Below are 21,899 nucleotides of genomic sequence, written 5' to 3'. Positions count from 1 at the left end.
AATCAAGGATTGGATATGAGTGAAATAGTAGAATATAAAAATAATAATTTTTTATTTTTAACACCAGCAGACCAATGTTTAAACTCCTTTTGTGAGATCGTTGATCATTGGGCTGAAAAAAAACCAAATAGTTTGGCTGTGCAGTTTTTAAAAAAGGGCAAGGAGCTAGACAGCTTAACATTTGAAGAGCTGAGAGAAAGGTCTGTAAGTATTGCAAATAGGTTATTAGAATCTGTTGAGCCAAAAAGTCGCGTTATTCTAATGTTTGACCAAGGGGTAGACTATTTAACATCATTTCTTGGTTGTTTATATGCCAATATGGTTGCGGTTACAGCTTTTCCACCGCAAGACCCAAGAAGAAATGAACGATTGTCGGCGATTATAAATGACTGTGGATCAAAGTTAATATTAGTTAATGATAAAACAAAAAATGCATTGGCGGGTGATGACGTTGTGCAGTCTGGAAATGTTGAGTTAGTGAATGTTTCAGATGTAGATATTGATTATTTAAATTATCAAACAGTTCCTGAAATAAAGTTGGATGACTTGGCTTTTTTACAATATACATCAGGATCAACAGGGTCGCCAAAAGGGGTGATGGTTTCACATTATAACCTTATTAATAATGTGGAATTGCAAAGATCAAGCATGGGTTTGGATGAAAAGAGTGTTTTTGTGTCTTGGCTCCCTCTTTATCATGATATGGGATTAATATTAATTTCATTATGCTCAATTTATAATGGAACACCATTATATTTTATGGCCCCTGATGATTTTGTTCGCAGTCCAAAACTATGGCTAGAAGCGATTAGTCGTTATAAAGGCACGGTGAGTGGCGCGCCTGATTTCGCATTTAGAATGTGTTGCGACAGAATCAAAGACCTATCAGAGGATATTAATTTATCGTCTCTTGAAATCTTGGTGAATGGCTCAGAACCTATTCGTCAAAATACGGTAGAGCGGTTTTATAAACAATTTTCAAATAATGGATTGCGTCAGACAGCGATGCACTCTGTTTATGGCTTGGCCGAGTCTACGGTATATGTTTCTGGTGTTAACATTTTAAAACACAAAAAGTGCTTTTCATTGGATGCACTAGAAAAGGGTCAAGCAATAGAACAAAACACAGATATGAGAGTGTTGGCCAGTTGTGGGCGTTTAGACACAGAGTTCTCCCCTGATATTAAAATTGTAGACCCATCAGTGTTGTATGAAATGGCAAATGGGCTTGTGGGTGAAGTATGGATCGCGAGTAAGAGCAATGGATCTGGATATTGGAATAAACCTGAATTGTCTGCAGAAACGTTCGACAATGTGTTGAACACTGATGGTAAGACATATTTAAGAACGGGCGATCTTGGGTTTGTGTATGATGATCATTTATATGTATGTGGACGAATAAAAGATGTGATTATCATTCGAGGTCGCAATATTTACCCCTCAGATGTATGTTCCAGTGTTGAATTTTCTCATGAATCTTTGCGATCTAGACCAATTTCAGCGTTTAGTATTGATACACCAGATGGTGAACGACTCGTCGTCGCTATTGCAAATAAAGGGTCTGAAGAAAGCTTCGAAGAGGTCATTACGAGTATTAAGAAAAAGGTACTGAATGATTTAGGGGTGGATGTTTCTGGGGTCATATTTGTCAGTAATCAAAACTTGTATCGAACAACCAGCGGAAAAATACAGCATGTTAAGCTGAAATATGAATTTATTAATGACGAACTATGTTATAGGCATCGTTATTTGGATGCCTCGTTAGAACGTTATGTGGGTGATAAGGCTATGATTCTTCACCGTTCCGACGTTGGTATGCATGATCTTCCTGTGGAGTTTAAGCACCATATTGTTGGTGATACCCTGCAAAAGTGGGTAGCTCAATTATCGAATATCTCAACACAGCCAGACTTATCTCAGAATTTATTTGAATTAGGATTAGATTCACTTAGGGTTTCTCAGCTTCTTGAAAAAATAGAAGAAAGTTACGGTATCAGTATTGATTTAAGTGATTTTAGTGAGGCGCCAACGCTGTCATTTTTAATTACGACCGTTGAGGTTAGGTTTCGGGCATTGTTAGGCATCGATGTGAATGACGAATGCCAAGTTGTGGAGGTGGAACTATGAACGAGTTTCATCCCCATTTATATGAAAATGCAGAAAAAATTTACACAGAATTAACGGCCCAGGGTGTGGCAGTACAATTGGTAGACAATAAAATAAAAGTGTATGCCAAAGAAAACACCCTCAATGAAAGGCAAATAGCAGATTTAAAAAACAATAGGTCACAGTTCATTGAGTTTTTAAGTGGTAAAAGAAAGTTACCCTCAATTATCGCTGATGATGCCGCAAGATATGAGCCTTTTCCGCTCACGGATATTCAAAGGGCTTATTGGGTTGGTCACCAAATGGAAGTTGAACTGGCGGACGTCTCTATACATTATTATTCAGAAGTGAGCTGTGCGTCGTTTGATATTGCCGCATTTGAGTCTGCCATCGATAAAACGGTGATGCGTCATGACATGTTGAGGGCGGTCGTTGATACTGACGGAAATCAACAAATTTTACGTTCACTGCCACCATATCAAGTCAACTTTACCGATTTATCAGATTTGAGTGAGCAACAACAAAACACTTGGTTGGAAGCGTATCGGGCGACCATTTCGCACTCTCAACGTAAACCGGATCAGTGCCCTAGTTTTGGGTTTAGTATTGTTAGGTTAAATGAACGCGTTGATATCCTGTTTGCAAGCGTAGATTTATTGCATGTCGATGGTGGCAGTTTGATGATTTTGTTTGACGACCTTTTTAGGTTTTATAACGATGCAAGCTATGATCCATCACCAATTTCCATTTCATATCGAGACTATGCGCTAGCGGAATTTAGCATTCATGGCAGCGCACTTTACAATGAAGGTCTGACGTACTGGCGCAATGAAGTTAAAGGGTTACCACCAGCACCAGAGCTTCCACAACTGAAGAGTAAACCGGCCTCAACTAAATTCGTTCGTCATCAGTTTGATATATCCAATAAACTCGGCAGTTTGTTAAAACAGCGCGCTGTTGAATTGAAAATAACACCGACCGTTTTTGTAATGATGGCTTTTTCAGAAGTGTTGAAGCAGTGGAATAGCGCACAAGACTTTACATTAAATGTCACGGTGTTCAACCGTTTACCTATGCATGCTGATGTCAATAAATTGATTGGTGACTTTACTTCAATGCTGTTATTGCCGGTGTGCCACACTGCAACGGAAACACTTGCCGATAAAGCATTGAGAATGCAGAACAAGTTGTGGGAGTCGATGAAGTATCGCCACGTTAGTGGCGTTACAGTATTGAGTGAACTTGGTAAACATACTGGTAATCAAGGCAATGTACAAATGCCCATTGTTTTTACAAGTATGTTGGACCTTGGTGGACAAGGGCTCCCTTCTAATTGGCTTTCATCTTTTGGTACCGAACGGTTCACACTCACACAAACGCCACAGGTGTCTTTTGATCATCAGATAACGCAATTAGAAACAGGCGAAATGCGTTTTAGCTGGGATATTATTGACGAACTTTTCCCTGCCACAATGGTGGAGGATATGTTTGAAGTTTATGAAAAAATGGTCATGCAACTTATTACACAGACCGGAGTATGGCAGCAAACGGCACTAAACATTTTACCCGAACAGCAAATCGATATGTTGCAAAGCGTGAATGATACAGCAATAGACTTTGGTGGCGCGAAGACCTTACTTGATTTAGTTCAGACAAGTGTGACGAATACTCCTGATAATTGCGCGGTTAGCGCTCAAAATGGTGATTTAACCTATCGGCAGTTAAATGATGCGGGGCAATTTTATGCCATTAAATTAACAGCCGCTGATGTTCAACCTAACGCAGTGGTTGCAATATTGATGGAGAAGGGGTGGGAACAAATTGTTGCCGTACTCAGTATTCACCACAATGGCTGTGCGTATTTACCAATCGATGCAGAGCAACCAGATAGTCGTATAAAGTATCAATTAAAAAATAGTGACTGTGATGTGATTTTATGTCAGTCACATTTACGGCAACGCGCTACAGATTTAATAAATGGTGGGTTAACGATTGTTGTTGATACATATACAGACATCGCAGTCGACCAGCATGATTTGGCGTTATTGCGTCAGCGCAAACCATCACCAGAATCTCTATCTCATATCATTTATACCTCTGGTTCAACAGGCAAACCCAAGGGAGTGATGGTTCAGCACCGCCAAGTAGTTAACCGGATGTTGGACATCAATTTGCGCTTTAATGTCTCTCAACAAGATAAAATTATTGCATTAACTGCACTGCATCATGATTTATCGGTTTATGATATTTTTGGTATGCTAAGTGCGGGTGGTCAGCTTATTATACCAGCTCAGGAATTGCGGCTAGACCCAGAACACTGGTTGGCGTTGTGTAATGCGCACCCTATCTCTTTGTGGAATTCTGTTCCTGCTTATTTGGCTATTTTTTTAGATTATTTAGACGCTCAAGCAATGAGTTCTGTCAGTAAATCACTCCGCTTTTTCATATTGGCCGGCGATTGGATCCCCGTTAATCATCCACAAAGAGTCGCTAAATATTGGCCAGACGCGACCTTTGTCGCTTCAGGTGGTCCTACAGAGACAACTATTTGGGATATTTACAATGTTGTAGATAAACAAGAAACGTTTCAGGAGTCAATTCCATATGGTAAGCCACTGGCAAATAGTCAATATAAAATTTTGGACTGTTATGGTAATGCTTGCCCCACTTGGGTTGCGGGTGAAATGTACATTTCAGGCGCAGGCGTTACGCCAGGGTATATCAACCAACCAGAAATAACCGATGAGAAATATGTCACATTAGGTCATGACGACACTCGCTATTTTAAAAGTGGAGATTTAGGCCGCTATTTGCCAAGTGGTCAGATTGAGTTTGTTGGGCGAAATGATCATCAAGTTAAAATTAGGGGGTTACGGATTGAACTGCCAGAAATTGAGGCGGTTGTATCTACGTTACCTGAGGTTGATAGAGCCGTTGCGCTGGTGACGAAAACTGAACATGGACCTAAATTACGTTTATGGGTCGCGAGCGATGTCGTTACACATGGTGATGTTGTTGAAGACAGTAACTCTAATCATTTTGATAATGAGGAAGCTGACTTCGCACAGTCCAAAATGGCCATTTCAGATGTCAGTGAACGATTGAGTAAAAAGTTAGAATATAGCGCACTAAACCCCCGTCAAGATACCTTATTAAAGCCATTGTTAGACCAAACACATAATGCTGTTGAAAGCTTGTGTAGTTATCGAGACTTTTTACCTCGTCCGATCACAGAGCAAGAGCTAAGCAGTATGCTTGCTTTACTACGTGCGCGTTTTAAAGAGGGAGAATTGAAGTGTGGTTATGGCTCAGCTGGGGGATTGTTCCCAGTTCAAGTGTATATGCATGTGAAAGCGAATAGGGTTGAGAACTTAGAAGCGGGTTTGTATCGCTATTATCCTATTGAGCATGCGCTTGAGTTTATAAATGACACTCAAGTACCTGATAAAATACACTTTAGCCACAATAACACGACATATGAGAATGCGGCTATTAGCATGTATTTTGTATTATATGAACCCACAATAGTGCCTCTATACGGTGATTTTGCAACGTCAATGGCTTACATTGAAGTGGGCATGATGGCGCAACTGTTGCGAAGTGAAGGCGCAAAGCAAAACATTGGGATTTGCCAAATTGGTGGGTTTAAGCATCAAGATAAATTAGAGGCAACACTTAATTTAACGCATGACCAAGTGCTTCTTTCTTCTTTATTATTGGGATTAATCCCCCCCACACAGGATGAGCCGTCACAAGTAAGAAGCAGTGATGAATTAATTGACAAAATTAAGGCTCACCTAGCGACACAATTACCCAAATACATGGTACCTGAAGAGATTGGCATTATGCCTAAGCTTCCTCTTACACCGAATGGAAAAATCAATAGGCAATCTTTACTTGAGTTAGAAATCAAGGCAGCAAGCCGTGATGAAATAAGTTTGCCTAAAAATCATTTAGAGTCTGAATTAGCAGCAGTATTTAAGCAAATATTAAATATTGAACATATCAGTACGACTGAGCGGTTTTTTGATATGGGGGCAAACTCAGCGTTGTTGGTAAAAGTATTCCATGCTTTTAAGAGTCGTGTGGATTTAGACTTTAAATTAATCGCTATGTTTCAACACCCTACAATATCGGGTTTGATTGAGCATGTCAGTGCCAAAGCAGCCTCAAACAACACTGATATAGACGCCACAGAAGTGAAGCGCCTTTCAATTCGACGTAACAAATTAAAAAAAGCACGTAGCAAGGATTCATCATGGAATTAGAAAATGCAATTGCAATTATAGGACTATCGGCTCGGGTACCGGGCTCATCTGAGTTATCGGAGTTTTGGTCAAATTTATGTGAAGGGAATACGGCATTTAAGGCTTTATCTGATGAGGATATTAAAGCGCAGGGTATTCATGAGAAATTTCTGTCGCAAGAGAATTACATTAAAGTGGGAACAGGCATTCCTGATACCGATAAGTTTGATGCCGCTTTTTTTGATATTCCAGCAAGGGAAGCATGTGTGCTCGATCCACAGCAGCGGGTTTTTCTTGAAGGATGTTGGGAGGCATTAGAAATTGCAGGGTACGCAACCGAGCGAAGTAATCGTTCTGTTGGGGTGTTTGCTGGCGCAAGTATGAATTCGTACTGGATGCGAAATTTGGCATGTGAGCCAGAATATGTATCTTCTAATAGCGGTTTTCAAAGTTTATTAGGGAATGATAAGGATTACCTGGCAACTCGGGTTGCTTATAAACTTAATCTGCATGGTCCAGCGGTAACATTACAGACCGCATGTTCTACCTCTTTAGTCGCAGTGCATATGGCATGCCAAAATATCTTGCTAGGTGAATGTGACATGGCATTGGCTGGTGGCGTGTCAATTAAGGTGCCGCAAGAAGCAGGTTACTTCTATCAAGAGGGGATGCCCTTTTCAAAAGATGGGAAATGTTTGGCATTTGATAAAGAGGGAACAGGCACTATTTTCGGTAGTGGTATGGGGGTTGTTTTACTTAAATCTTACGAGCAAGCCGTTGTCGATAACGACGATATTTTAGCTGTAGTACGAGGTTCTTCATTCAATAATGATGGTAACAGAAAGGTTGGCTTTACCGCACCAAGTTCAGAGGGACAAGTTGCTGCGATAAAAAGAGCATTGGCTGTCGCTGAAGTCGATCCGAAAACGATTAGCTATATTGAAGCCCATGGTACGGGTACTAATTTAGGTGACCCCATTGAGTTTCAAGCAATTGAAGAAGTATATGGTCAAGGTAAGTTGCCATGTCGTATTGGTGCTTTGAAGGCCAACATCGGGCATTTAGAAACCGCTGCGGGTATTGTGGGGTTAATCAAGTCAGTGCTCATGTTACAACATAAAAAAATCCCTCCAGTTGCGAATTTTACTTCAATAAATCCATATATTGATATTGACCCAACCCGTTTTTCTTTTAATACAAAATTGGAAGCGTGGCATTCAGAGGGGCCAAGAAGAGCAGGGGTGAGTTCTTTTGGTATGGGGGGGACAAATACCCATATTATTCTAGAAGAAGCTAATTGCGATAAAGTATGTCCTGCTGAGAGTGCGGATATACATCGAGAAATCATCACCCTCTCAGCAAAAAGTAGTAAATCATTAGAGAACATGACAGAAAATTTGGCGCATTGGTTAGCGTGTAATCCCGAAGTGAGTTTGCAGCATGTGGTTGCAACATTACAAGAGCGTCGACAGGATTTTACATTTCGCAGAGCGATTATCGCCAAAGATGTTGCACAAGCACTCGATGTTATGACTAATCAGCCGCAGAAACAGATGACGATGTCGAGTGCCTCAAGAGAAGATATCGTCTTCTTGTTCCCTGGTGCGGGTGCACAATACGTCAATATGGGGCGGGATTTATATCGAAGTAATCAGGTGTTTCGCCAAGCAATCGATGTCTGTTTAGATAGATTTGATGCGTTATTGAATCATCCAATTCGACAGTATTTAGATGCACCTGATGAGCAAGTTGATGCATTGATGGTTGATTTACAAAAACCAAATTTGATGTTTCCAATTACGTTCACTTTCCAATATGGGTTTGCACAATTATTTAAGTCTTGGGGAATTCATCCAAAGGGGCTGTTAGGGCACAGTCATGGGGAATATATCATTGCGCACTTAGCGGGTGTCATGGATTTTGACACTGTCACTTTATTAGTCGCCAAGCGTGCTGAATTAATGATGAAGCTTAAAGTCGGCGGTATGCTTGTTGTGCCCCACAGTTATGACGAAGTAGCGCCTTTAATTCGCGGTAATCATATTTCTGTTGGCGCTAAAAACAGCAAGAGAAATACGGTACTTTCCGGTGAAAAAGGGCAGTTAAATAGTGTGAAAGACTTGCTTGAAACACAATTGAACTGCGAAGTGAAGTGGTTACACATTGACGCCGGTTTGCACAGTTATTTAGTCGATGAAATATATGATGAATTTTATCAAGTTGTCGATAGCTGTAAATTACACACGCCGCAGTTAGATTGGGTTTCTTCAATTAGTGGTGATTGGGTGTCTGCCTCTGAGGTTACAGCGGCAAAGTATTGGGCCGAGCATATGCGTAATACAGTGGAATATGCAAAAGCCAGTGCAACACTCGTTGAGAAGTTTGGCAATGCTGTATTTGTTGATTTAGGTCCAAATCAAGTTGTAGGAGAGTTACTGAGAGAGAACCATGCAGAGAAAAACCTCGCTATTGTGTCGGTTGCACGCAGTGTGCGTCAAAAAGAATCAGACTATGACATATTACGTGATGCATTAAGTAAAGTGTGGCTATTTGGTTACCCGCTAGATTGGCAAGCAATGGGAACGACCACACAGCAGCTAATGCCATTACCATTGCCCACTTATGCTTTTGATAGAAAGACGTACTGGATCGAACCTAAAGCTGATTCAAAGGAAGGGGCTGATTTTGAAAATATGACGTTTATTAGTGGAGTTGATGAGCAAGAAAGCGATGCAAATACGCTGGGGAATCGACCGAATTTAATGACGCCATACACAGCACCGGCTACAGCAATTGAAGAATCAATAACGGATATTTGGCAAAAGTTCTTCGGTATTAACCCTATTGGCTCATTTGATAATTTTATTGAATTGGGCGGGACTTCATTACTTGCAACGGAAGTCATTGGTGAAATTAACAAATCTCACAAATGCAAAGTCACTCTGTCTGATTTTCTAGCGGGTGGAAATATTAAGCTCGTGGCGGCACTTGTGAGTCAGTGGCATGCAAAAAATGAAGAACAACTTAAGTTAGAAATTCTTAAAGAATTAGAGCAAGAGTTAGCTAATTAGTAACCTTAATGGCCAGCATTGCACATGTAGTTGCTGGCCGAATTGACTTAAAAATTACAAAAATTGGAAATATACGTAATGAATGATTTAGATACACGGATTGATAATCTATCACCAGAACAAAGAGCAAAATTTGAAGCATTGTTAAATGAGAAGAAAAACCAACAGCAGCTTGCTACAAATGAATTGGAAATGCCGCAAATAGACCCTCAACCACAAGACAGATATAAGCCATTTCCATTGACTGATATTCAGCAAGCACAGTGGTTTGGTCGAAGCGGGATTTTCAGTATTACTGTTGCAGGACATGGCTATGCTGAATTTGACTGTGCTGGAAAAGATCTCGACCTATTAGAAAAAGCATTCAATCAAATTATTGATGAGCATGAGCAAATGCGCATGTTAGTGTTACCTAACTTACAACAGCAAGTGTTAGAAAGTGTTGATTATTACCGCTTTAAGCGATACGACATGCGAGGTAAATCAGAGCAAGAATTACAAGTATCGTTAGATGCAGTTAGAGAGCGAATGTCTCATGAGATTTTACCCTCTGATGTGTGGCCCATTTTTGAAGTGTGCGCAACCCTATGGGATGATAACTTAAGATTACACTTTAATTTTGACTTATTGGTTGGCGATGCGTGGAGCTTTAGGGTAATTATAGATGAGTGGGCGCGTATATATGATGATCCTGACAATTATCGACCAAGTCCAAAAAACCTATCATATCGTGACTATGTCTTAGCGTTAGAGGAATTAGAGTCTTCACCATTATTTGAACGAGATCTCGCCTATTGGCAAGAGCAACTTGTGGATCTGCCACCGCCACTCCCTATGATTGCGACTCCAGAAGAGATAACAGAAGTCACCGCAGAGCACTACTCAATCGTACTTGATGAACAACAATGGACTGACTTAAAAGCGGTAATACAGCAGAAGAAGTTAACACCATCTGGTTTTTTTGCCAGCGCGTTTTCTGAGGTTATCTCTTTGTGGAACTCAGTATCACAACATACCTTAAACATGACAGTTTTTAATCGCTTACCTTTACACCCTGACGTGAATCAGTTGATGGTCGGTGAGTTTAATTCATTTCAATTAGTGAAAGTAGACAATAAAGGCGAGCGTTCGTTACAAAGTCGCGCTGTCGAAGTTCAATCTTTGATGTGGCAACACCTTGAGCATCGCAGTATTACAGGTGTTCGGCTCATGCGTGAGTTGACTCAAATGACGGAAAGCTCGGTTGGTGAAGCGATAATGCCAGTGGTCTTTACCAGCACCTTGGCACACCACGAAGGCGAGACTGATATGCCAACATTGGCTCCGGGAAAATGGGTTTACGAAGTATCTCAAACACCTCAAGTTTGGATGGAGCACCATTTATGGGAAGAAGACAGCGAATTAGCACTGCATATTGATGTGGTGGCTGGACTATTTCCAGATGGCTTGATGGAAGACTTTGTTGCGACATATGAGAGTCTCATACAGCGCTTAATTTATGATGATTCCGCGTGGCAAAGAAGCAGTGCTGATTATTTACTCCCTGATTATCAAAGTGCATTATGGGAAAAATATAACGAAACGAAGGAAGTACAACCTACGGGGTTACTTCATAGTGCGATAAGTAAAACTGCAAAAGTGTATGCAGATAAAGTCGCAGTATTTTCAAGTAGAGGCGACCTAACGTACGGACAGCTTGATGACATATCTTCGCAGCTAGGGAATTATCTATATGATCAGGTTGAAGTAAATGAGTTAGTTGCGATTGTTGCACCAAAAGGTTGGGAACAAGTCGCCGCTGCTATTGGGATCTTAAAGTCAGGTGCGGCGTATTTACCAGTAGAGCAGGATCAACCCACAGATCGTTTACATGAGATTTTAGCCAGTGGTCAAGTGAAACATGTTGTGACGACTCGAGCACTTATGGCAGAAATTACCTGGCCGGAGCAGGTGCAATGTATTAGTTTTGACTGTGATGCCGTTACGCAACAATCAACGGTTGCAGCACCGCAAAGGCAGACGCAAGAAGATGTGGCATATGTGATATATACCTCGGGATCAACGGGTAAGCCAAAAGGGGTGACGATAGATCACCTTGGTGCATTGAATACCATTGTTGATATGAACGACAGATTTAATGTTACCCATGATGATGTTATTTTTGCGATATCAGCACTGAGTTTCGACCTGTCTGTGTATGATATATTTGGTTGTTTAGCAGTCGGTGCGACGTTGGTTATGCCGCAAAGTCAGTTACCAGATCCTAAGCATTGGTTGAGTTTGGCAGAGCAACATCAGATCACTGTGTGGAACTCAGTGCCCGCATTATTAGAGATGTTTGTAGATTATGCAGAAGAGCAAGCGGAAACGATCCCTGATTCATTACGCCTATCTTTGTTAAGCGGTGACTGGATCCCATTGACCCTGCCAGATAAGTTGCAACTTGTTAATTTTGATATGGACGTTATCAGTCTCGGCGGCGCAACCGAGGCATCAATTTGGTCTATTTATCATCCAATTAAGCAGGTACATTCGAGTTGGAGCAGTATACCTTATGGTAAGCCTCTGAAAAATCAAATGTTTTATGTTCTTAATGATGACTTGGAAGTATGCCCTCTTTGGGTTACGGGCAACCTTTATATTGGTGGGATCGGGGTCGCTAAGGGTTATTGGAATGATAAAGAGCGCACAGATGCTGCATTTATAATACACCCAAAAACAGGTGAGCGTTTGTACCGAACAGGTGATATGGGGCGTTTAAGGCCAGAAGGCTGGATTGAGTTCATGGGTCGTAATGATACACAGGTTAAAATTCGCGGTTTCCGTGTTGAGTTAGGAGAAATTGAAAGTGTGTTATCACAAATAGGATCACTTAAGCATAGCATTGTCGTGACAGCGGGCGAGTCTAATCAGAATCGTCAATTGGTTGCCTATTTAGTCGCACATGATGTGGTTGAAAATACGATTGAGTTTATCGAATCAATTAAAGATCAATTGCGCGCTAAGCTACCAGATTACATGATCCCAGAGAACGTCCAGTTGCTCGATAGCCTACCTTTAACTGCAAACGGCAAGGTAGATAAAAAGAACTTACCCAAATTTGATAGCTTAGAAACTGACACTGTGTACGTTGCGGCTTCGACAGATGTTGAAATTCGAGTGGTAGAAATTTGGCAGCACCTCCTCAAAGTTGAAAAAATCGGTGTACATGATGATTTCTTCAGGCTCGGTGGGAATTCATTGGTGGCGAGCAACCTTTTATATAAATTAAATGAAGTATTCAGCGTAGATTTGCCGCTTTCAGAACTGTTTGAAGCAACGACCGTCGCACAAATTGCAGCACTGATTGAGCAATCACTTATTGCACAGTTAGAAGCAATGTCAGATGACGAAATTGAACTTCTGGAAGACTTTTAAGGAGGTGATATGTCTGATTTAGAAAAAATGCTCAGTCGTTTGTCTCCAGCAAAACAAGCGATTTTACGCAAGCGTATGAAAGGTAAGGCGGTTGAACTTGATGATCAACAGTCAGTACAAACCTTGGTTCAGACGCCAAATGAACAGTATGTACCATATCAACCTCGGGCCTTTCAGCAAGCACAGTTAGCTGCGGCCACAGAGCATGGGTATTGTGCATGGTTTTATATGGAAACACACCGCGATGGCTTGGATGTAAGCTTGTTTACGCAAACGATTCAAGTACTGGTTAACCATCATGCTATTTTACATTCGAGATTTGTTGGTGATGAAAGTGAAATATGTCTCAAGCAAGACAAAATTACTGACTGGCAAGCTCAAGTGATAGATTTACGAACAGTCAGTGCACATGATGCAAGCGCACAACTGGCTGCCCTCAGGGAGACATTTCGTCGCCCGAGAACAATCAAAGAGAGTGAGTCTTTTAAAATTACAGTCTGTCAACTACCGAACGAAGAACTGAGGATCTTTTTAGGGGCAGATTTAACACTCTTAGATCTGGTGAGTGTAGAGTTCTTAGCTCTGCAATGGCGACAGCTTTATGAAGGGCGCAAAGTTCTCACTGACTTTGGTGCTTTGACATTCAGAGATTATTCTCACACTGAGCGAGTATTTCAGGAGAGTAGTCGTCAATGGAGTACCTCTAAAGACTATTGGTTGAGTAAGTTGGATGAATTGCCGCGTATATTGACGGTCGATGATATAGCTGAAAATTCGCAAAAGTTAGATATATTTGATGATCAACGCTTTGACTATCGGGTCGATTTACTGCCTAAGTCGTTATGGAAAAAGTTAAAACGCTATGCCAGTGAGCAAAAGCTAACAGGTTCAATGGTTGTCTATAGTTTATTTACATTGGTGCTGGCGGAACTTTCAAAGATACGCAGGTTCTCTCTTGAAATGAGGTTATTTAATAGAATCTCTTTTGATACCAAGGTGAATGACATTCTTGGCCAATACAGTTCAGGCATTTTGAGTTCAGTCGATTTAAGTCGTCAGCAAAATCTACAAGCGTATTGTCGAGCCATCGAAAGTCAAACTTGGACTGATTTAGATAATGGTTTTTATGATGTAGTAAGTGAGCAAGCATTATCTGATAAACAGAAAAAACCTGGCATTGTATTTACCAGTACAATCTCTCGATACAACGAGTTTGTTGAAGAGGGCAGTATTCCACCGATGAAGTGGTTTGGTGCGATGCAAGATGGTGTCGCACATGTGCCGAATCAGGCATTAGAGCTTTTGATTGTTGAAAATGACGGAATGTTAGAGTTGCATTGGTTTTGCGATTATAGCCGTTCAGGCAATGCATTGACGTCAATTATGCAGCAAACAGAGCAATTAATTTTACGTGTTGCTCAAGATCCTGCTTTCGCGTTCGATACACCGCTCAATGATCTACAGCGTATATTACGAGAAAGTAATCAGCTTATGGAGTCGGCAATATGACTCCAGCATTTTTGTCACCAGAAAAAAATAGGGTGTTTATCACCGGTGTTACAGGGTATTTGGGGGCGCATTTAGTGGCAGAATTACTCGCGCTTCCATGGGTTAAATTGACATGTTTCGTGCGTGCTCCATCGCAACAAGCAGGACTAGCAAGGCTTCGTACTAGCATGACTGAATTCGGTATATGGGAGGCGGGTTTCTCAGATCGAGTCACGATCATAATAGGGGATTTGGGCAAACCTAAGCTAGGTCTCAATACGACACAGTATGCCCAATTACTGAATGATGTGGATGTGGTCCTTCATAATGGAGCCGCTGTTAATTATGTATTGACCTATGCGCAACTAAAAAATACCAATGTTAATGGCACGCAAGAGATCCTTAAATTGGCACAGGAGCAAGACATTGCTTTTGTGAATGTATCGACCTTGCGTTTGTTTGATGCGCGTTCTGATGGACAGCCTATTCGAGAAACAGATGCAGTAGATGAGAAGTCTACGAGCTATTCTGGGTATTCACGGTCTAAGTGGATCAGCGAAAAGTTGGTTGCAGCAGCGGGCAAGCGTGGCATGCCATATTTTGTGGTCCGCCCTGGATTAATATGCGCTGGAAAAGATTATAACTCGCCAAATATCAATGATGCTTTAGCTAAGCTAGTTACGGGTTGTATCCAATTAGGCGCAGCGCCTCAGAGTCAATTCCAGTTTAATTTAACATCGTTGGATTACGTGGTTAAGGGGCTCGTTGAGCTTATGCTGGCTTCAGATACAAATGGGAAGACATTTCATTTAGTGAATGATACGCCGACGTTATGCAGCCGTATTTTGGAAACGGCGCGTACTTTAGGGTACCCAGTAGAGATGTGTGGTTACCTGCAATGGGTTGCGAAACTGAAAGCCATTGCCTCAACCAGTGATAATGCCTTGTTGCCATTATTGGATTACTTTGAAGATGACTTACCACAAAAGAGTCAGGGGAGAGTTTTTGATAGTAGTTTAACGCAATCGTTTATATCGGATAGACCTGTTGAAGATGCGCAAATTGATGATGCCGCATTGATGCGAGTTATTGAAGGGTTTAGTCAATTCCAGTTATTTCACAAGCCAGCATAATAATAGAAGGGCTCCCGCTTGATTATTAAGTGGGAGCGTTAAAGGAGTAATCATGAGTAAGAATGGATTTAGTCTTAAATCAGCCAGTGATGTGCTGAAGCAATTTTGTCAGCAGGCAGTTAAACAAAACATCGCCTTGCGTGATCAACAGCAGTATTTAGACGAAGAAATAAAGCAGTCGTTAATTGATGCAGGTTTGATGGGCATTGAGATTAACAGAGATTACTTTCAGCGTAGTGATAAGGCACTATTTGATGATGCTTTGCCTTTTTCTGGTGCTGTATTAATGATTCAGGAAGTGTCAAAAGTAGACCCTGGTGTTGCCGTTTTTTTGCATGTACACAATATTTTATTTAATAAAATATTGCAGCAATTTGGTAGTGATAATCAAAAATCACAATGGCTACCAAAAGTGGCTACAGGTGCTGTCGGTGCATTTGCCGTGACGGAGCCTCAGGCTGGCAGTGATTTATCTTTGATGGAGACAAGCGCCAAGAGAATCGATGCAGGTTATGAAATAAATGGTATTAAAACCTGGATCACAAACGCTGGTGAAGCACAGGTGATGCTGCTTATCGCCAATACCGAACTAGAGTGTGGTCGCAAAGTGCCGAGCGCTTTCTTAGTGGATACGGCCTTACCGGGTATCAGCATATCTCAAAATATACCGAAAATGAGTGTGAGAGCGAGTTCAACGTGTCGCGTTACGATGGATCAGGTGATCGTACCTGAATCAGCACTCGTTGGCGCGCAAAATCAAGGAGTTGATATTGCCAATTATGGCTTGTGCATGGGACGAATTGGCATTGCAGCGCAAATGCTGGGTATTTCAGAGGGGGCATTGTCTTTGGCTGTGGAATACGCCAATGAACGTGTAGCGTTTAAGCATAAAACTTCAGAATTTCAAGGTGTTAGTTTCCCATTGGCTCAGGTGTGTGCCGAAGTGAGCGTACTGAAACCTTTTATATATCAATTGGCTAAAAAAGCGGAGCTTGGCCATTCAAGTACGCAATTATTAGATGAGGCAAATAAAGCGAAGCTGGTTGCCTCGCAACTTGCAGATAGAGCAACGTCTGCGGCCTTAGAGACATTGGGTGGCAATGGTGTGGCACTGGACTATGACGTGGAAAAGTTATTTCGAGATGCAAAAGTTGGCAAAATCTATGAAGGCACGGTGAATATATTGCTGAGAAGCATCGCTAGCCGGATGTTTAATTGTTAACACCTTAAAACACGAGCCATGTTATGACATGAAGGAAAAGGACATGACAGTAAAAAGCACAGGCAAAGCACAGCCTTGTCCAGTAGAAAAAGCAGGGTCTTTGGACACTTGGTACCGCAGAATCTTACAAAATCCTGAAAAAGTGATACAGCCATATGTGTATGCGGGCATGCACGTTATGGATATAGGGTGTGGCCCAGGTTATTTCACATTGCCGCTGGCAACGAGAGTTGGCAATTCAGGTAGGGTGGTTGCCGTCGATATGCAGCAAGGCATGCTGGATATTGTGCAGCAAAAAGTACAATTAAGTAATGAGCCGAGAAATAACATTGAATGCATATTGTGCAGCGAAGACTCATTGGGTATTTCAGGGGAGTTTGATTTCATACTGGCATTTTATATGTTGCATGAAGTACTTGATATTGAAGGTTTTTTATCCGAGCTTTATGCGCTATTAAAGTCAGGTGGGGGGGTATTAATTGGTGAACCGGCATTTTTTGGTATCAGTTTTTCACACTTTGCATCGACGATAACTGTATGTGAAAAACTGGGTTTTGCTGTTGAGCCTGTCCACGGAATTTTCATGACAAAAGCGATTTATTTAAAGAAGTTGTGAGTGAATATGATGAATAATGAAGATATTTGGTTTTTGCAGCGAAAGCAATCAAAACCCGTAAAACAAAATTTGTTTTGTTTTCCTTATGCTGGTGGTAGTGGTCAGATGTACCTTGATTGGGATGATAAAGTCCCCGATGGGTGCCAAGTGTTCGGTGTTGAATTTCCTGGAAGAGGAAGGCGTTTTAGCGACCCATTACAAGCAAACATTACCGATTTGGTAGACATGTTATATGCCAATATTAAGTCGAAGCTCACCAGACCATTTTCATTTTATGGTCATAGTAATGGGGCTTTAGTGGCATATGAATTAGCAAAAAAGATATCAAGAGAGTTGGGGTTAACCCCTAAAAATTTGTTTATCTCAGCAAAAGTAGCACCGCAACTTGGTACAGAGTACCCCTTACATAAATTATCCGAAGATGAGTTTATTGAAGTACTCAAAGATTACAAAGGCACCCCGGAGTTGGTTTTTAATAATCCCGAATTGTTAGAAGTTTATACCCCTATATTACGCTCTGATTTTGCACTGAGCGAAAACTATAAATTTGTTGAGCAGGGCAAACTCAATACCGACATTGTCATTTTAGCCGGCAAGGATGATGAGGTCGTTGAACCGGACAATGTGTTTGCATGGCAGGCGTTATTTAATGGCAAGGTGCGTAAAGAGTTAATGAGGGGTGATCATTTTTTTGTTCATAGTGAAGAAACTGCGCTTATCAACATAATCAACAGTGAGCTATAGAGAAGGAGTTTTTATGAAAAATAAAGTATCAATACTGAGTCAATTGTTAGTGGTATCGATGATATTACTGTTGGCACACAATACCTATGCATCATCTGAGCAATTAAATGCTGAGGAGTTAATGGGGAAACGTAAGCAGCATAATTCGGGTTGGCGTTCTAGTGAGGTTGCCTTGAATATGGTTTTGACCATGTCTAACGGTCAACAGTCAAAACGATCATTGCGTGCTAAAGCGCTAGAAGTGATTGGTGATGGTGATAAAAGCTTAAGTGTGTTTGATACACCTCGTGATGTAAGTGGTGTGGCCTTTTTAAATCATTCACATGTAGATAAGTTGGATAACCAATGGCTTTACCTGCCGAGCTTGAAACGTGTAAAGCGCATATCTTCAAATAACAAGTCTAGTTCGTTTATGGGAAGTGAGTTTTCATATGAAGATATGAGTTCTTTTGAAGTAGAAAAGTATACTTACGGGAGCGCGGTGATAGCAGAGCTTGCAGGTAAACAAGTCTACATTGTGGAGTCCATACCAAAAGCGAAAAGTTCGGGGTATAGCAAACTAAAGACTTGGTTAGATACGACGCATTATCAACCGCTGAAAGTGGAGTTTTTTGATAAACGCGGCGGCCTGTTAAAAAACTTAGCGTTAAGTGGTTATAAAAAATATGACAATGGTGTGTGGCGAGCACATCAGTTACGGATGAAAAATATACAAAATGCACGGGAAACCGAATTATCTTATCAACCATTCAATTTTAACATTGTTTTAAATGATAAAGATTTTAATAAAAATGTACTTAAGCGAGTACGTTAATAATCAACGGTGACGCAGTGCGTTGTGAAGCAGTGAAAGCCCGTAGCTGACTCGGGCTTTATATTTCGAATGATTAAAAAGGATTTCTATATTGAAATATTATTTTGTCTTATTTTTAGGCTGGAGTGTGCATTTTGCACAAGCGTTTGAGTTAAGTGGGCAAGTCGATCTTGAACATCGTCAATTCTCATCACATGGCAACAAAGATAATCAGGTACATCAAACGTCGCTTAAGTTGGAACCTGAGTTTTACTTCGATGATATTTTCTCTAATACCAGTTTGCTTGTTGCGCCATTTTTGCGTGTTGACTCGCTAGATAGCACACGTACACATAGTGATATACGAGAGTTCATGCTCTTGCATCTGGCAGATGAATATGAGTTTAGAGCGGGTATTGGTAAAGTTTTTTGGGGAGTGACTGAATCATTGCACTTAGTCGATGTCATTAATCAAACAGACTTGTTAGAGGGGGTTGATTCAGAAGATAAGTTAGGTCAGCCAATGTTGAATCTCACTTTTTCGAAAGAGTGGGGCACTGTTGGGATATTCGTTTTGCCTTATTTTCGTCAGATGGAATTTGCGTCTGAAGAGGGGCGGCTTGGGCTACCATTTGACGTAGACAATACGGACCCAACATATGAGTCAAGCAAAGCAGCACGACACATAGATACTGCACTAAGGTACAGCCACTACTATGATGATTGGGAAGTGGGAGTTAGTTACTTTTCAGGAACGAACCGAGAAGCATACTTTAAGCAACACACCGATGGTGTAGCGATTCCACATTATGCACAAATGACTCAGTTTAGTATTGATTTTCAGGGGGTGATTGATAGTTGGTTGTTGAAACTCGAAGCCATACAGAGAAACTCTATCGCAACACATCACGCGTATGTTGCTGGAGTCGAGTATAGTCATTCGCAAATATTAAATACTCGAATGGATTTTGGGACGATAGTCGAATATCAATTTGATAGCCGAAATGGCGTCAGCGCACCGATGGGACAAAATGATATATTTTTGGGTGGGCGCTTGACGGTTAATGATATGGCTGGCACGGAAGTATTGGCTGGTATCAGTTTGGATTTGGATGATAGCGGAACGTCTGTATTTAAGCTTGAGGCTTCACAGCGGCTCAGCGATGTATTACGAGTTGCAGTAGAGGGGTACTTATTTAGCTCTGATGAACCGACTAATGTTGTGTATGCGCGTAACAAAGAAGACTTTTTACAATTGACTTTAGAGCTCTATTTTTAGCAAGTATCATTTTTATTAATGAATAACTCCTATTGGCTGCTTTTTTGCCCTGTACAAAACAGGTATAATTAAGAAAATTATCACTTGAGCCAGTACATTTTCGTGTTGGCAAGCACAGGTAAAAGCAGCTTACATGTCAAACTTAGTTACTGAAACCCAAAAGCGACGTACATTCGCTATTATCTCGCACCCGGATGCGGGTAAAACCACCATCACTGAAAAAGTTTTATTATTCGGAAAGGCGTTGCAAAAAGCCGGTACTGTAAAAGGTCGAGGTTCAAACCAGCATGCTAAATCTGATTGGATGGAAATGGAAAAAGAGCGTGGTATTTCAGTTACAACCTCTGTAATGCAGTTCCCTTACAATAATGCCCTTGTAAACTTACTCGATACTCCGGGACATGAAGATTTCTCTGAAGATACGTATCGTACATTAACAGCGGTAGACTCGTGTTTGATGGTTATCGATGCGGCAAAGGGGGTCGAAGACAGAACTCGCAAGCTGATGGAAGTAACCCGTTTACGTGACACACCAATTGTAACTTTTATGAACAAGCTTGACCGTGATATTCGCGATCCGATGGAAGTACTGGACGAAGTTGAGACCGAGTTAAATATTGCATGTGCGCCAGTAAGCTGGCCAATCGGCTGTGGTAAAGAGTTCAAAGGGGTTTATCACATTCATCGTGACGAAACGATTTTGTATCAAACAGGCCAAGGTCATACGATTCAAGAAAAACGTATTATTAAGGGGTTAGATAACCCTGAGCTTGATACCGAAATAGGGTCTGAGCTGGTTGAGCAGTTGCGTGAAGAGTTAGAGTTGGTGATAGGAGCATCACATGAGTTTGATCATGAGTTGTTTCTGAAAGGGGAGCTAACTCCGGTATTTTTTGGCACTGCACTAGGTAACTTTGGTGTGGATCATATGCTAGATGGTTTAACTGAATGGGCGCCAACGCCTATGCCACGTCAAACTGAAGAGCGCGAAGTCAAAGCGGACGAGGACAACTTCTCTGGGTTTGTATTTAAAATTCAAGCGAACATGGATCCAAAGCATCGCGACCGTATCGCATTTATGCGTATTGTATCGGGTAAATATAGCCAAGGTATGAAAATGAATCACGTTCGCTTGGGTAAGCAGATCAGTATTTCTGATGCAGTGACCTTTATGGCAGGTGACCGTGAGCGTGCGCAAGATGCTTATGCCGGCGACATTATTGGTTTACATAACCATGGTACGATTCAAATTGGCGATACCTTTACGCAAGGCGAAAAGCTTAAATTCAGTGGTATTCCAAATTTTGCGCCAGAACTTTTCAGACGCATTCGCCTAAAAGACCCGTTGAAGCAAAAACAATTGCTGAAAGGCTTAGTACAACTGTCAGAAGAAGGCGCTGTGCAGGTGTTTAGACCATTGGCAAACAATGACCTGATTGTGGGTGCTGTAGGTGTGTTGCAGTTTGATGTGGTTGTAGCACGTTTAAAAGCAGAATATAACGTCGATGCAATTTATGAAAGTGTGAACGTTCAAACGGCTCGTTGGGTAAACTGTAGTGATGAGAAAAAGCTGGCAGAGTTTAGACGTAAATGCGAAGTGAATTTAGCGCTAGATGGCGGTGATAACTTAACCTACGTTGCACCTAGTCGTGTGAACCTAAACTTGTCTATGGAACGTTATCCCGAAGTAGAGTTTCACCATACACGCGAACATTAATAGGCACTAAGCCAAATGAAATGGCTTTAACCGTGTAAGTTACGTGATAGATTTATAGTGTGCTGG

At 41.3% G+C, this 21,899-nt stretch carries 12 protein-coding genes; all 12 read left to right on the top strand.

The window, feature by feature from the left end; genetic code table 11:
* Positions 1-15 precede the first annotated feature (15 nt).
* The 12 genes from PAUR_RS15695 (at position 16) to prfC (ending at position 21,833) form a co-directional block, all read left to right on the top strand.
* The gene (locus PAUR_RS15695; protein WP_192508703.1) at positions 16-2,127 is read left to right on the top strand and encodes an AMP-binding protein; all 2,112 of its coding nucleotides are present in this window, start codon (positions 16-18) and stop codon (positions 2,125-2,127) included.
* Positions 2,124-6,374 (top strand): non-ribosomal peptide synthetase, encoded by a 4,251-nt coding sequence (locus tag PAUR_RS15690; protein WP_192508702.1) that lies wholly within the window; start codon positions 2,124-2,126, stop codon positions 6,372-6,374. Before PAUR_RS15695 ends, PAUR_RS15690 begins: the two co-directional genes overlap by 4 nt.
* Complete coding sequence (locus PAUR_RS15685) at positions 6,365-9,424, top strand: type I polyketide synthase (RefSeq protein ID WP_192508701.1); 3,060 nt, start codon at positions 6,365-6,367, stop codon at positions 9,422-9,424. The genes PAUR_RS15690 and PAUR_RS15685 overlap by 10 nt, the downstream gene beginning before the upstream one ends.
* A 78-nt stretch (positions 9,425-9,502) precedes the next feature.
* Positions 9,503-12,841: a non-ribosomal peptide synthetase gene (locus tag PAUR_RS15680; RefSeq protein WP_192508700.1), complete on the top strand. Its 3,339-nt coding sequence runs from the start codon at positions 9,503-9,505 to the stop codon at positions 12,839-12,841.
* 9 nt (positions 12,842-12,850) lie between these two features.
* On the top strand, positions 12,851-14,350 hold the full coding sequence (locus tag PAUR_RS15675) for a condensation domain-containing protein (protein ID WP_192508699.1): 1,500 nt from the start codon (positions 12,851-12,853) through the stop codon (positions 14,348-14,350).
* The gene (locus tag PAUR_RS15670; RefSeq protein WP_192508698.1) at positions 14,347-15,462 is read left to right on the top strand and encodes a thioester reductase domain-containing protein; all 1,116 of its coding nucleotides are present in this window, start codon (positions 14,347-14,349) and stop codon (positions 15,460-15,462) included. The genes PAUR_RS15675 and PAUR_RS15670 overlap by 4 nt, the downstream gene beginning before the upstream one ends.
* A gap of 52 nt (positions 15,463-15,514) precedes the next feature.
* A complete protein-coding gene (locus tag PAUR_RS15665; RefSeq protein WP_192508697.1) occupies positions 15,515-16,684 on the top strand; it encodes an acyl-CoA dehydrogenase family protein in 1,170 nt (389 codons plus the stop codon).
* 43 nt (positions 16,685-16,727) lie between these two features.
* Complete coding sequence (locus PAUR_RS15660; RefSeq protein WP_192508696.1) at positions 16,728-17,300, top strand: class I SAM-dependent methyltransferase; 573 nt, start codon at positions 16,728-16,730, stop codon at positions 17,298-17,300.
* A 6-nt stretch (positions 17,301-17,306) separates the two neighbouring features.
* Positions 17,307-18,044 (top strand): thioesterase II family protein, encoded by a 738-nt coding sequence (locus tag PAUR_RS15655; protein ID WP_192508695.1) that lies wholly within the window; start codon positions 17,307-17,309, stop codon positions 18,042-18,044.
* Positions 18,045-18,057: 13 nt separating this feature from the next.
* Positions 18,058-18,858, top strand: coding sequence for an outer membrane lipoprotein-sorting protein (locus PAUR_RS15650; RefSeq protein WP_192508694.1), 801 nt, complete (start codon positions 18,058-18,060; stop codon positions 18,856-18,858).
* Between the two features lie 91 nt (positions 18,859-18,949).
* The gene (locus PAUR_RS15645; RefSeq protein ID WP_192508693.1) at positions 18,950-20,116 is read left to right on the top strand and encodes a hypothetical protein; all 1,167 of its coding nucleotides are present in this window, start codon (positions 18,950-18,952) and stop codon (positions 20,114-20,116) included.
* Between the two features lie 133 nt (positions 20,117-20,249).
* The gene (gene prfC, locus PAUR_RS15640; RefSeq protein WP_192508692.1) at positions 20,250-21,833 is read left to right on the top strand and encodes a peptide chain release factor 3; all 1,584 of its coding nucleotides are present in this window, start codon (positions 20,250-20,252) and stop codon (positions 21,831-21,833) included.
* Positions 21,834-21,899 lie beyond the last annotated feature (66 nt).

The sequence above is a fragment of the Pseudoalteromonas aurantia 208 genome, assembly GCF_014858725.1.
GTDB lineage: Bacteria > Pseudomonadota > Gammaproteobacteria > Enterobacterales > Alteromonadaceae > Pseudoalteromonas > Pseudoalteromonas aurantia.
Note: the sequence above shows the minus strand (reverse complement) of the source record. Positions and strands in the feature narration are given on the sequence as shown.

Excerpts from the sequence above, each read along its gene's own strand:
- PAUR_RS15695 (WP_192508703.1), top strand. The coding sequence starts at position 16 with ATGAGTGAAATAGTAGAATATAAAAATAATAATTTTTTATTTTTAACA.
- PAUR_RS15690 (WP_192508702.1), top strand. The coding sequence starts at position 2,124 with ATGAACGAGTTTCATCCCCATTTATATGAAAATGCAGAAAAAATTTAC.
- PAUR_RS15685 (WP_192508701.1), top strand. The coding sequence starts at position 6,365 with ATGGAATTAGAAAATGCAATTGCAATTATAGGACTATCGGCTCGGGTA.
- PAUR_RS15680 (WP_192508700.1), top strand. The coding sequence starts at position 9,503 with ATGAATGATTTAGATACACGGATTGATAATCTATCACCAGAACAAAGA.
- PAUR_RS15675 (WP_192508699.1), top strand. The coding sequence starts at position 12,851 with ATGTCTGATTTAGAAAAAATGCTCAGTCGTTTGTCTCCAGCAAAACAA.
- PAUR_RS15670 (WP_192508698.1), top strand. The coding sequence starts at position 14,347 with ATGACTCCAGCATTTTTGTCACCAGAAAAAAATAGGGTGTTTATCACC.
- PAUR_RS15665 (WP_192508697.1), top strand. The coding sequence starts at position 15,515 with ATGAGTAAGAATGGATTTAGTCTTAAATCAGCCAGTGATGTGCTGAAG.
- PAUR_RS15660 (WP_192508696.1), top strand. The coding sequence starts at position 16,728 with ATGACAGTAAAAAGCACAGGCAAAGCACAGCCTTGTCCAGTAGAAAAA.
- PAUR_RS15655 (WP_192508695.1), top strand. The coding sequence starts at position 17,307 with ATGATGAATAATGAAGATATTTGGTTTTTGCAGCGAAAGCAATCAAAA.
- PAUR_RS15650 (WP_192508694.1), top strand. The coding sequence starts at position 18,058 with ATGAAAAATAAAGTATCAATACTGAGTCAATTGTTAGTGGTATCGATG.
- prfC (WP_192508692.1), top strand. The coding sequence starts at position 20,250 with ATGTCAAACTTAGTTACTGAAACCCAAAAGCGACGTACATTCGCTATT.